The organism is Flavobacterium aurantiibacter (assembly GCF_002251775.1).
Taxonomy (GTDB): Bacteria; Bacteroidota; Bacteroidia; order Flavobacteriales; family Flavobacteriaceae; genus Flavobacterium; species Flavobacterium aurantiibacter.
Genome location: NZ_NOXX01000141.1, coordinates 1 through 13,154 on the forward strand (window position 1 = coordinate 1; position 13,154 = coordinate 13,154).

General features: G+C 41.3%; 10 protein-coding genes. All 10 read right to left on the reverse strand.

Annotated features, from left to right (window positions below):
* Positions 1 to 20: 20 nt before the first annotated feature.
* Positions 21 to 455 carry a hypothetical protein gene (locus tag CHX27_RS02870; RefSeq protein ID WP_133063401.1) on the reverse strand — a complete coding sequence of 145 codons (435 nt, stop codon included), beginning with the start codon at positions 453 to 455 and terminating at the stop codon, positions 21 to 23.
* A gap of 580 nt (positions 456 to 1,035) precedes the next feature.
* Positions 1,036 to 2,292: a tetratricopeptide repeat protein gene (locus tag CHX27_RS02875; RefSeq protein WP_094485262.1), complete on the reverse strand. Its 1,257-nt coding sequence runs from the start codon at positions 2,290 to 2,292 to the stop codon at positions 1,036 to 1,038.
* 4 nt (positions 2,293 to 2,296) lie between these two features.
* Positions 2,297 to 3,607 (reverse strand): ATP-binding protein, encoded by a 1,311-nt coding sequence (locus tag CHX27_RS02880; RefSeq protein ID WP_094485263.1) that lies wholly within the window; start codon positions 3,605 to 3,607, stop codon positions 2,297 to 2,299.
* A 94-nt stretch (positions 3,608 to 3,701) separates the two neighbouring features.
* Positions 3,702 to 5,567 carry a membrane protein insertase YidC gene (gene yidC / locus CHX27_RS02885; RefSeq protein WP_094485264.1) on the reverse strand — a complete coding sequence of 622 codons (1,866 nt, stop codon included), beginning with the start codon at positions 5,565 to 5,567 and terminating at the stop codon, positions 3,702 to 3,704.
* Between the two features lie 17 nt (positions 5,568 to 5,584).
* Entirely contained in the window at positions 5,585 to 7,198 is a 1,614-nt protein-coding gene (locus CHX27_RS02890; protein WP_094485272.1) for a CTP synthase, read from the reverse strand.
* 69 nt (positions 7,199 to 7,267) lie between these two features.
* On the reverse strand, positions 7,268 to 7,504 hold the full coding sequence (locus CHX27_RS02895) for a DUF3820 family protein (protein ID WP_094485265.1): 237 nt from the start codon (positions 7,502 to 7,504) through the stop codon (positions 7,268 to 7,270).
* Positions 7,505 to 7,909, reverse strand: a complete 405-nt coding sequence (locus CHX27_RS02900) for an OsmC family protein (protein WP_094485266.1) — start codon at positions 7,907 to 7,909, stop codon at positions 7,505 to 7,507.
* Complete coding sequence (locus tag CHX27_RS02905) at positions 7,909 to 9,807, reverse strand: LysM peptidoglycan-binding domain-containing protein (protein WP_165764420.1); 1,899 nt, start codon at positions 9,805 to 9,807, stop codon at positions 7,909 to 7,911. Before CHX27_RS02905 ends, CHX27_RS02900 begins: the two co-directional genes overlap by 1 nt.
* Positions 9,808 to 9,827: 20 nt before the next feature.
* A complete protein-coding gene (gene guaA, locus CHX27_RS02910) occupies positions 9,828 to 11,357 on the reverse strand; it encodes a glutamine-hydrolyzing GMP synthase (protein ID WP_094485268.1) in 1,530 nt (509 codons plus the stop codon).
* Between the two features lie 600 nt (positions 11,358 to 11,957).
* Positions 11,958 to 12,938, reverse strand: a complete 981-nt coding sequence (locus tag CHX27_RS02925) for a fasciclin domain-containing protein (protein ID WP_094485271.1) — start codon at positions 12,936 to 12,938, stop codon at positions 11,958 to 11,960.
* Positions 12,939 to 13,154: the final 216 nt, after the last annotated feature.

A 13,154-nucleotide genomic window follows, 5' to 3' on the forward strand; every position in this document is an offset into this window, starting at 1 on the left:
AGCAACGTCTAAAAAATAGCCTAAAAAATGTCCATTACTCCTAAAATTAAGTACGTAGCAAGCGACAGAAACCCCGCAACTTGATACCAGCTATCAAAATCCTTATCTCGACCGTTGGCATAAAAGTGCGAATAACCGAAATAGAATTTGTCGGCAAGGAAGATAAAAATGTTATACAATAAATAGAGTATCGCGGGAACAAAATGCCACACTAGATTTTTTGAAAAATGGAAATTCTTGTCTAGTAGCGTTTGAAAGTAGAAATACAAAACTACTGGAAATAGAAATAGCTGTTGGAAAGGAACATAAAATAGAAATTCGCGATACGGATTTCTTGAGTACCAGCCCGCGTAACCCAATGCAAACGGCAAGATGTATAAGGCTGCAAGAAAAGTGAATATGCTGAGCCATATACTCGATTTCTCTCCCTTTCTAGCCCCTTTTGTAAGTAACAAAACGGAGAACAATGTGGCGTGAAAGCAGCAAAACAGCAGTGTAGTGCTTTTAAAATTGAAGTCGAATAGCATGGTCAGCAAATAAGGTATGACGTAAAGAAACAAAAATCTCTTGTTAAAAGTTTAAATTAAATCTAACCTGCATATGGTCAATTGTCTGAGGCAGTATTAAGATGGGAGTAGTAAGACGATAAGGTTATTGATTTTGAAGGTATCGGAACCAATTAAATGAAAGTTCGGCTTTGCGAAAATTCATACATAATATTGCAATATTACCTCGATTAAAATATTTAAAATCAAAATTATAACTATTGAAGATAGTTGTTGATTTTACGAGATGTTAGATTTAATATTCTATGAAATCCGTGAGTTATTTAGGCCACAAGTAAGCTAAGCAAAATTCCAAGAGTAGGTTTCGCCAACTTTACAATCAAATACAAAATGAGAACTAAACGTATAGTACCGATTTTCGTGTTAGGGTTACTTTCTGTCAGTTCTGTTAAAGCCTCGTGCGCAGCGGAAAGCCCAACGGCGGCGATGAACTCCAACCAAACGTATGCCGTCAGAACGCCCAGAAAAACTAATTTCCGTTTTGCTCGTCAATCATTATCTTATTCGCTACAAATTGGTAAATGATGAAAAGTACTGCGTAAATTCCTGTTAATGCATTAAAGATTTCGCCTGTTAAAAAAGTCGAAACTAAGGCAAGCAAACCAAATACGGCTATAATAATCGCGCCAACTTGCAAGATTTTTTTATACCGCAAAGTCGAGAAAAATTGCCCCAAAGGAAGCATCATACTGAAACCAAAAATCGCCAATGCTATAAATCCGTTTTCTCTCAAAATAATGAACAGCAGCAGACCAACTAAGCCAATTCCTGCACAAATAGCCACCAAATTTGCATTCTTAGTTTCTTGTGGGTCAAGCAAATAACGTCCGAATTTATGAAACCGCAGTAGCAAGTTGCTCACCGGATTTATAATCCAAGTTGAAAACGCAAATAGCACTAAAACGAGTAAAATCGGCGTGATGTAAGGCGAAAGTGCTGGATTATTATCTGCAAGACTGCGTAATACTCTTTGCGTTAGATAAAAGCCAATGATGAAACCCCATTGTAGTTTTCCTTGCAGATTAGCCATCCAGAAAGCATATCTCAAATAGGCACGATAAATCGGATTTGTAGCTTTTATGGCCTCGAGCATGCCTGATTGAGCATGTTCAGAGCTCGGATCGTTCATCAGCGAAATTCGAAAATGCTCCAATGCTTTTTTGTGATTGCCCTGTTCTAAGAGTCCCCAACCAAAATTACTGTGCGTATACGAGTTGTTCGGGTCGTCACGAAGCGCATATTCGATTGTCTCAAATGATTCGTCTTTTCTCCCCAACTTCGTTAGCGCGGTACTTCGCATATTTAATGCCAGTAAATTTTCTGCATCGATAGCTAAGGCCTGATTCGCTAGTTCTAGTGCACCTTCAAAGTCTTTTTTTGCCAACTTGAAGCTTGCAGCCATGGCAAAGTAATCGGCATCGTACGGATCTAGTTGTATCGCTTGTTGAATGTTTGTTTCAGCGTCATTTAATTTGTTTTGCAACGAGGCAATTCGCGATTTTATATAAAACAAATGCGGATTATCCGGCTGTTGCGCAATAGCTTGATTAATCAGCGTTTCCGCATGGGTATACTCGTCGAGTTGCAGATTTAATTCCGCCATTAGCGACAGATACTGCGGGTTATTTGGATCTTGTCGCAATAAATCCGCCAGCATGTTTCGTGCTTCAGCATACTTCTTCTGCTCTAGTAAAACTTCAACTTTCGATAAAACGAATTCTTCCATGCCGTTATTTTTTGATTTTCAGATAGTTTAAAATATCATCGTATAAGCCAGAATCGTTGGCAAATAAAGCGAAGTTTCTTGCGGTGGCAAACCATTCCTGAGTGCTGGGTTTGTGCTTTTTGAGCGCGTCAATCAAATCGTTGGTATTCAACGGCTTTGGAATTCCATCTACAAAGGCTTGTTCTAACTTCTGTTCAATCGCGATATCGATAACCGCATCTAAATCGGCACCGGAAAAGTGTTCTGATTTTTTTGCAAGTGCTACCAAATCAACTTTTTCTGTTGGTTTCTGTTGCAGCTTGACTTGCAAGATACGCTCGCGACTTTGCGCATCCGGCGGCGGAACAAATATAATGCGATCAAAACGACCCGGTCTGCGAAAAGCCTGATCTAAACTCCAGGGTGCATTAGTGGCGCCAATAACCAGTACGCCTTCGTTCGATCCGTCGATTCCGTCGAGTTCTTGAAGAAACTGATTGATTAAGTGCCTGCTGCTCGAAGTTTTCATGTCGCTTCTACTAGCTCCTAATGCGTCGATTTCATCTATAAATAACACGCATGGCTGATTTTTACGCGCTAATTCGAAGATTTCATGTAAATTTTTCTCGCTGTTGCCAATCCACATGTCCAAAATGTCGTTTAAGCTTACGTTTAGGAATTTAGCTTGCACTTCGCCGGCAGTTGCTTTGGCAATGTAAGTTTTTCCACAGCCCGGCGGACCGTAAAGCAAGATTCCTCCACCGATTTTCTTGCCGTAAGCTTTGTAAAGTTCTGGATGTAAAAGTGGTTTGATGATTTTTAGTTCGATCTCTTTTTTAACATGATCCATGCCACCAACATCTTTAAAGCTGATGTCGGGTTTTTCCAAAAAGTGAAAGCGGTCGCCTTCTAAGTCGTTTTCGAAATAATCCAAATCATTGCTGCTGTTTCGCAAAAATTGATCGAGCTCGTCGTCGGTATGATGCGGATGTAAGCGAAGCGATTTCTGATAAACTTCAATAGCTTTGCTTATTGCATCTTCTTCAATAAGCGTTTTAGCGTAGAGTATCGCAATGGCCGGATCGGTATTGGTACTAAAAAGCTCTTCCAAGATAACGCTGCTAGCCGAGTAATTTTCTTTCGCAAAGTAAACTTGTGCTAAGCCAAACTTAATTTTGTCGCTGCTGCTTCGTTTTAAAAGTTCAAGAAATTCGTCTTCGGCTTCTGCATAGTTTCGCGCCGCTAACAGCGCTTCTGCCAGCATTTGTCGCAACGGAATGTTATCGGGCGAATGTTTTAACGCTTCTCGTAAACTCTCAATTTGTAATGGATTCATGCGTTTTTTGTTGGTACTAAGTCGCTAAAAGTAGTAAAAATGTTCCGAATAAGTGAGTCATACTGCAGCAGTTTAGATTAACTTCTAAAAATAATTATTTCTTCTTCTTAGCTTTTTCAGCTTCGGCAGCTTCCATCATTTCTTGCAATTTGCGCTGAAATTTACTTTGCTGCTTTGGCTCGCGCTGTTTGTTTTCCTGAATTTGTGCGTGAATCTTATCGTTATCTACAATATAATTCTTGATAACCAACATAATTCCAATAGTAAGCAAGTTAGAAACAAAGTAGTATAAACTCAAGCCCGATGCGTAGTTGTTGAAGAAAATCAACATCATAACTGGAGAAATGTAAATCATGATTTTCATAATCTTCGCCATATCCGGCATGCCTTCTTGTTGCGGTTGTTGCATGGCCTGATCGCCAGTAGTCATTTTCATGTAGAAGAAAATGGCAATCGATGCAAGAATGGGGAATAAGCTAATGTGATTTCCGTACAGCGGAATGTAAAACGGTAATTGTACAACGGCATCGAACGAAGATAAGTCGTTTGCCCACAAAAATCCTTGCTGACGCAAAGCTAACTCAGCCGGGAAAAATTGGAACAAGGCGTAAAAGATCGGCATTTGTAACAGCGCCGGAATACAACCTGCCATTGGGTTTACGCCCGCTTTCGAATACAATTTCATGGTTTCCTGCTGGCGCTTCATCGGATCTTTCTTGAATTTCTCGTTCAGTTCGGCAATATCCGGACGCAACACTTTCATTTTCGCCTGAGATAAAAACGATTTATACGTAATGGGCGACAACACCAATTTAATTAAGATGGTGAACAAAATAATAGCCCAACCTTGTGCCAAAAAGCCCGATAATATATCGTATGCCGGAATAAAGAAATAACGGTTTATCCATCCGAAAATCCCCCAACCAAGCGGAACAATGTACTCCAGATCACGTTCATACGTTTTTAGCAATTTGTAGTCAGTCGGACCAAAATACCAATGCATGTTTTGGTTGATCTCGCCCGCTTGGGCTTTCAGTGCAATTTTAGCCTTGAAATCTTTTGTGAAAAGCGTATCCACTTCTTCGTCTTTCACGAGATTGTTTGATAGTAGATCGGCTTTTGCAAACGGTTTGTCTGTTAACAATATGCTTGAGAAAAAGTGCTGTTTGAATGCTACAAATTTCACAGATTCCGGATTTTCGGTAGCATCGTTGCCTTGACCTACGTAACTGGTTTTGTCATCTTCATACTGATAGTAGATTTCGGCATAACGATTTTCGTATGAAACGCTTTTCTCATTGCGGAACGTTTTCAAATTCCACTCGAGTTCCACGGCTTGTTTAGGCGACAAAACGCTGGTTAATCCTTGTGAAACTAGGTCGAAGCCAACCAAATAATCTTTTGGTTTTAGGCTATAACGGTACTCAAGAAAACCGCCGTTTGCTGTTTTTGCTTTTAGCGAAAGTATTTGGTTATCACCACTTTTCAGTAATTGTGGTTCAAAGTATAAATCGGCCGTATTGATGATTTTATTATCCGACGTGATTAACTTCGTATTGAAGTTCGCATTGTTGTTTTGAATCAAACGAACAAGTTCGCCACTGCCTTTTTTGAAACGCTCGTAGTTTTTCAAAGTGGCTTCGGTTACTTGTCCGCCTTTAAGTGCAATTTTCAAAGAAAGAACCTCATTGTCGAGCTGCACTTCTTTTTTGGCATTTTGCTGGGCTAGGGCAGCGCTGTTTCCAAATACACCAAATTTCTGCGAATACGCACTGCTGTCGGCTGCTGTGGTTGCAGCAGCAGTTGTTGCTGGCAAAGCTTTTGTGGACGCTTGCTCGGTTTTTGATTTAGTTGAAGCTTCGGGCGCTGTAGGCTGATTTTGATACATGATCCAAAACAGCAAGCCGAAAATTAAGGCGAAGCCGATGATGGTGTTGAGGTCTAACTTTTTTTCTTCCATTGATAAAAAATCGTGAGTTACTTTTGTTTTGCTTTGACCGTTGCTTCTACAAACGCTACAAATAGCGGATGCGGATTGGAAACGGTACTTTTATATTCAGGATGGTATTGAACACCAATAAAAAACGGATGTTCGGGTAATTCGATAATCTCTACCAAGTTCGTATCTGGGTTAACGCCCGAAGTAACTAAGCCGTGCTGTTGCAAGACTTCTTGGTAATCGCCGTTAAATTCGTAACGGTGTCTGTGTCGTTCCGAAGTGGCAGTTGTTTTGTAAATCTTTGCTGCCAGAGAATTTTCTTTCAATTCACATTTCCACGCACCTAAACGCATGGTTCCTCCTTTTTCAGTGATGGTTTTTTGTTCTTCCATCAAATCGATGACAGGAAATGCCGTTCCTCGGTTCATTTCGGTTGAATTGGCATCTTTAAGTCCGGCGACATTTCGTGCAAATTCGATAACCGCCATTTGCATTCCCAAGCAAATTCCCAAAAACGGAATTTTCTTCTCACGCGCGTAACGTACGGTTTCGATTTTTCCTTCGATTCCGCGTTCTCCAAAACCTGGTGCGACTAAAATTCCGTCGAGTCCGGCAAGTTTTGTGGCTACGTTATGTGAGTCAACATGCTCTGAATGTACGGAAACGATATTAACCTTCGTTTCGTTTGCCGCTCCGGCGTGAATAAAAGCTTCAAGTATCGATTTATACGAGTCTTGTAATTCTACATATTTTCCAACCAAACCAATATTTACCACATGCTTCGGATTTTTTAATCGGTGTAAGAATACATTCCAATTCTTTAAATCCGGAATCGACTTTGGTGGTAAATTCAATTCGCGTAGCGCCACAACGTCTAGTCCTTCTTCTAACATGAGATTCGGAACTTCATAAATTGTTGAAGCATCAATCGATTGGATTACAGCTTCGCGTTTCACGTTGCAGAAAAGTGCGAGTTTGCTGCGGAGTTCGTCGGATAGTTCGTGCTCGGTACGACAAACCAAAATATCGGCTTTAATTCCGCTTTCCATTAAGGTTTTAACTGAGTGTTGAGTTGGTTTGGTTTTCAACTCGCCTGCCGCAGCCAAATACGGAATTAAGGTAAGATGAATCACAATAGCGTTCGACTCGCCCAATTCCCAAACCAATTGACGCACCGACTCGATGTAGGGCAGCGATTCAATATCGCCAACCGTTCCACCAATTTCCGTAATAACGATATCGAAATTGCCGGTATTTCCAAGCAATTGCATGCGTTCCTTGATTTCGTTGGTAATGTGCGGAACCACTTGTACCGTTTTTCCTAAGAATTCACCGCGGCGTTCCTTTTCGATAACCGATAGGTATACGCGTCCGGTGGTTACGTTATTTGCTTGTGAAGTTGGTACGTTGAGAAAACGTTCGTAGTGTCCGAGGTCAAGGTCGGTTTCGGCACCATCGTCGGTAACGAAACATTCTCCGTGTTCGTACGGATTTAGCGTTCCAGGATCAACGTTAATGTACGGGTCAAATTTCTGAATCGTCGTGCGATACCCGCGCGCTTGCAGTAATTTAGCAAGCGACGCTGCGATAATACCTTTCCCCAATGAAGAGGAAACGCCACCGGTAACAAAGACGTACTTGGTTTGATTCATGATAATGTAGTTGTTGTGTTGTAGTTGCGGTTTCGTAAAAAAACGTGGCAAAAGTACACAATTTCGGAGCTATTTTTTTGGAAAATCGGCTCTTAATTTTCGCAACAACGGTTCGAGTCCGTTTACTTTGATTTCCAAGACTTCGCGCAGTTGTTGTCCGAGTTTCCCAGCCGGAAATCCCTTTTGTTGAAACCAAACTAAATAGTATTCGGGCAGTTCGCTCAAATAGCGATCTTGGTACTTTCCGAACGGCATTTTAGCATGCGCCAATTCTAGTAAGTGCTGTTTGTTGGGTGCATCCAACATTTACAAAGTATAATGAAAACGAATGTTCTGAATTAAATCGGGATGTAAAGAATGATGAACCGGACAAGTTTTTGCAGTACGTTCGAGAATAATTCTGCTTTTGTCATCCAGATTTTGAGGTAAATACATTTCAACGACGATTTCGCCAATCCGACGCGGTTCTGCAGCCATGATTTTAGTTACCTCTGCGTAGCTGCCCGCCAAGTCGATTTGCATTTCGGTAGCTTTAATGCCCATAACCGTAAACATGCATGCAGCTAAAGCATTGGCCACGTAATCGGTAGGTGAGAAAGCTTCGCCTTTTCCGTGATTGTCGATTGGCGCATCGCTGGTAATTTCGTTACCCGAAGCAAGATGCAACGAGCTGGTTCGCAACTGTCCTTGATAAGTTACTTTGCTAGTCATTAGTTTATGGTTTTAACCGTTAAATCGGGTTGGTATTGCAATATGTAAATGCCGGAATTGCGCGCACCTGTTTTGGTATTCTCGTATTTGAATCGGTTTTCGAGTCCTTTGGTTTCGCCTTGAAACAGCTCTTTCTCATTTTCGGTAGTTGCTAAACGATTTACAAGATCGATGGTCAGGTCGAAACCGCGAATGGCAAATTGCGTTGGGTTGCTTTTGTACTTGCTGCGATAAGCGGCACGAAACGGTACATCTTCGGTTAATTCGGTGGTTACTGAAGGTGTAATTAAGCCCAATTTTACTAATTTTTCGATAGAAATTTCCTCGTAATCAAAGGTTTCGTTTTTGTCGAGCGTTACCGGCGTTACTTTATGCGTAGTCGCCAGTGCATTTAACGCATTAATAAAGTTAAGTGCTAAGCCTGTTCTTTCGCTCTCGAAAATGATGTAATTCACTTTCGTGGAATGGAGCAGTGGTTGAATCAATTCTTTAGTAACACCACCTTTTTCGGTAAGCGGAATGAAGACGATATCTTTGTAATTGGCTTTTAGGTAGTTGGTTAGTGCTACTTTCTTCGGTTCAACAATCGCTAAAATCTTGGCGTCTTTTTCATAAAGGAATTCCAAAGTCTCGTCGCGAAGCACGTTTGAATCGGGCATGGTTTGCACCAAATTTTTAAATTTCTTGTCGTAATCTTTGCTTAAAGGCGAAACGACCAACGTCTTTGATTTTGCGAGGAGTTCGCAGGTTTTTTCGACGTGATTTTGGTAAAACGGACCAATAACGGCGTCGTACGAAGCCAAGTTCTCGGATTTAATTAATTCGGCAACTTTCGAACTTTGTTTGCTTTCGCCGCTATCGAAGTAACTTACGTCGACAGTTACACCGTCTTGTTTTAATGAATCGATGGCTGCTGCGACACCGCTGTAAAAATCGAGCGTCATATTTAGAAAACGATCTGCTTTCAATTTATTGGTAACCATCGGAATAGAATCTGCATCGATTTTATCTAGATTGAAAGGAATCAATACCGCAAGCTTTACAGATTTATTTGCCGACTTAATTTCAACTTTTTTTGGTTCTGATTTTTCTTCATCGGGAATTACGAGCGACATGCCTTCTTGCAAGCCGTTTTTCAATTCAGGATTTAATGCAATAAGCTCGTCGACTGTTGTTTTGTATTTTTTTGAAAGTCCGTAAAGTGTCTCTTTTGGAGCGACCGTGATTGTTTTTTTAATTTCTTTTTCGACAGGTTTTTCAGGAGCCGGAGCCGGTGTTGGTTCGGGCTCTACATACGTTCCGGGTTTTATTTTTAGTCGAAAACCAATTTGTAAACCCGATTTAATTTCCGGATTTAAGGCTTCCAAATCCGTAACACTCATGCCGTACTTTTTGGCGATGCCGTATTTGGTTTCTTTCGGTTCTACGATGTGAAAGCTGGTTTCGGTTTTTGGTGTTGCTTTTTCAACTGATTTACCGTTCTTTTTTTCTGCTTTAAGAACAAGTACGTCGCCCGGTTGTATACCATTTTTTGCGTTTGGATTCGCAGCTAAGAGTTCAGTTTCAGATGTCCCGTATTTTTTGGCGATACTGTAAATGGTTTCGCCGCTGCTCACAGTATGCGTTTTTTCAGCGATTTTTTTGGGAGTTTCCTCAGTTTTTTTAGGTGTATCGACCTTACCTTTTGTTTCTGAAGTTGTTTGGATGAGTAATGTCATTTCGGGGTTAAGTCCGGCTTTAGCATCTGGATTTAAGCGATAGATATCGGCAGGAGTTACCTTGTAGTCTTTCGCTATTGAGGTTACGGTTTCACCCGCTTTTACCTGATGTTTTTTGATACTTTGCGCATGAGAGAACAGCGAAAAGTACAAAACAAATACAAACAATACTTTTTTCATATTAAACTTATTGGCAAAAACTATTCCCATTCTATGGTTGCAGGTGGTTTTGAACTAATGTCGTACACCACGCGATTTACTCCTTTTACTTTATTGATGATCTCGTTGCTTATCTTCATTAAGAAATCGTACGGCAAATGTACCCAATCTGCGGTCATTCCGTCGGTTGATTGCACTGCACGTAATGCTACTACTTTTTCGTAAGTGCGCTCGTCGCCCATAACACCAACCGAATTTACAGGAAGCAGTATAGCGCCGGCTTGCCAAACACTGTCGTACAAGCCCCAGGATTTTAAGCCGTCGATGAAAATTGCATCGACTTCTTGTAATAAGGTGACTTTTTCGCGGGTGATATCGCCTAATATGCGAATCGACAAGCCTGGTCCTGGAAACGGATGACGCCCTAGTAGCGCAGCATCAATTCCCAAGGTTTTCCCCACGCGACGAACTTCGTCTTTGAAAAGCATTCGAAGTGGTTCAACAATCTTGAGCTTCATGTAATCGGGTAAACCGCCCACGTTGTGGTGTGATTTTATGGTTGCCGACGGTCCTTTTACCGAAATCGATTCGATTACGTCGGGATAAATAGTGCCTTGTGCCAGCCAAGTTACGTCTTCGATTTTATGCGCTTCTTGATCGAATACTTCGATAAAAACGCGTCCGATGGCTTTTCGCTTGGCTTCCGGTTCGCTAATTCTGGCAAGAGCATCGAGAAATTGCGCGCTGGCATCAACACCTTTAACATTTAAGCCCATGTGCTCGTACTGTTTGAGCACGTTTTCGAATTCGTTTTTGCGTAGAAGTCCGTTGTTTACAAAAATGCAATACAGATTTTTACCGATGGCTTTGTGGAGTAAAACGGCAGCCACGGTAGAATCGACACCGCCCGAAAGTCCAAGAACTACACGATCGGAACCGATTTTAGTTTGCAATTCGGCAACAATCTCTTCGACGAAGGCGTTTGGCGTAAAGCTTTGTTCGATTTTCGCGATATCTACTAAGAAATTTTTTAGCATTTGCATGCCGTCGGTGCTATGATACACTTCCGGATGAAATTGAATGGCGTAGGTTTGCTCGCCTTCGATACGGTACGCTGCATTTTCAACATCGTGTGTACTTGCTAAGCGAACGCCGTTTGTTGGCAAAGATTTTATCGTGTCGGAATGACTCATCCACACTTGTGAATTTGCGGGGATGTTAGCGAGAAACGCTTCGTTTTCTTTGAGATACGACAGGTTTGCACGGCCGTATTCACGGATGTTTGATGGCGCCACTTCTCCGCCGTTGAAATGTGCTAAATATTGTGCGCCGTAGCAAACGGCAAGTAGCGGCACTTTTCCGCGAATTTCTGAAAGATCGGGATGCGGTGCATCGTCGGCACGAACCGAAAACGGCGAACCAGATAGAATTACAGCTTTAAAATCTTTGAGATTTGCAGGCGGTTGGTTGTAGGGAAAAATTTCGCAAAAGATGTTTAATTCGCGAACGCGGCGCGCAATTAGTTGCGTGTATTGCGAGCCGAAATCTAAAATAAGTACGTTGTGTTGCATGCGCAAAAGTAAGTTTTTGAACGGCATCGTGCAACGCCGATTTTGCAGTTGTAACGATTTTTTGCCAACGATTTGCTGCGACTGCTTTGGCTATTGGCTTCGGGCGCATTTAGGTTTAATAGCGTTCCGAAATCATTCAAAAAATAACAGTTTGGCTTTATCGATGCTTTACGGTTGAGTTTTAGCAGGAAAAGGCTAGTGAATTTTTATTTGAAGCTTTGCGATTTTTAAAACGTAATATTGCAATATTACATCAATTAAATATCATTAAATCAATTGTTTAATAAAAATTCACACTAGGCAATTTCGTTTGGTTTAATGTCTATTTTCCTTAACCTTATTCTTCCAATAAATCGATTTTTTGGCAACGATTGCCGCGCCAACGATTGCCGCGCCAACGATTGAGCCGGTACCCCACAGCCCAAGTAGCGAAGCGGAATGGGCGAGGAGTAAAGGCGAAAGCGTGCCCGGGCGCCCAAAAAAAGAAAGTCGACTATAATTCGCTTGCACTACGGATCTTACTCTTTTAATCTCGATTTGTGTTTTTAAGCAAAAAAAGCCGCCCGAAGGCAGCTTTTCCAAGAAAATATATGAAGGAAATTATGGAAGTAAAACGCGATCAATTTCGTGGATAACTCCGTTGTCGCCTTGAATGTCGGTAGCAACAATTTTAGTTACGCGGTTATCTCCGTCGGTGATCTGAGCTCCAGTAGCTGGAAGTTGAATGGTGAAAATCCCATCGCCAGCAGTTGTTACTGGCTGATTGTTTTGCAAGCTTCCTGAAAGCACATTAGCACCTGCAACTACGTGGTAGTATAATACTGCTGTCAATGTAGCACCGTCGATAGCTGCTAAGTTTGGAGCGTTTAATTCGCCTAATAAAGCTGCAAACGCATCATTATCAGGTGCAAATACAGTTACAGGGGCTGGTTCAGTTCCAACTTGAGTTCTCAATAAGCTAACAAAATCTGGCTGATCGTTGCGAGTTAACGCATCACGTAATGAGCTGTAGTTTGGATTTGCCAACACTAAATCGACCACATCTGGAACGCTAATCACACTATTAACAATGTGAATAACACCGTTGCGAGCTGCGATGTTAGGTGTAGTAACGGTTGCTCCGCCGTTTGGAACACCGCCATTTAATACAACACCACCGTTTGTATTGATAAACATTGAGATGTTTGAAGTGGTAGAAGCTGCTCCTGTTGAAAGCGTTTTTACATAACCAGTTTGCAAATCACTTGAACGGAGTGAACCAGCAACAACGTGATTTAACAATACTTTTTGTAAAAGAGGTACCGGTACATCTTCGAGGGTTTCAAAGTTATTCGCTTCTAAAAAGTCTAGAAAGGCTTCATTTGTTGGTGCAAATACAGTTAAATTGGTATTGCCACTCACATTGTCAACCAATCCTGCTCTTGTTAATGCTTGAACCAAGATGCTAAGGTCTGGAGTTGCTGATGCGATTTCAGCAATGTTTCTTGTTTCTCCGTTTGAATCGGAATCATCACACGAGTTAAACGTTGTCAGTGCAAGAGCACCTAATGCAATGGCTGCAAATTTTCGTAAATTTTTCATAGTTATTGATTTATTGATGGAGTAAAACTAGAAAAGAAAATTCTTTTGTTTAACTTTTGTTCAAGAAGATTAAACACTTTTAGGAGTAATTTAACATTCTCCGTTAATCTTTAGTGAAATTACTTTTAACAGACGCAACCGCCGCGAAATATTTTACTCTGCACCGCGTTTTGAACCTGAGTTCGATTTAAAAATTGCGGTCAGAAAACAGATAAA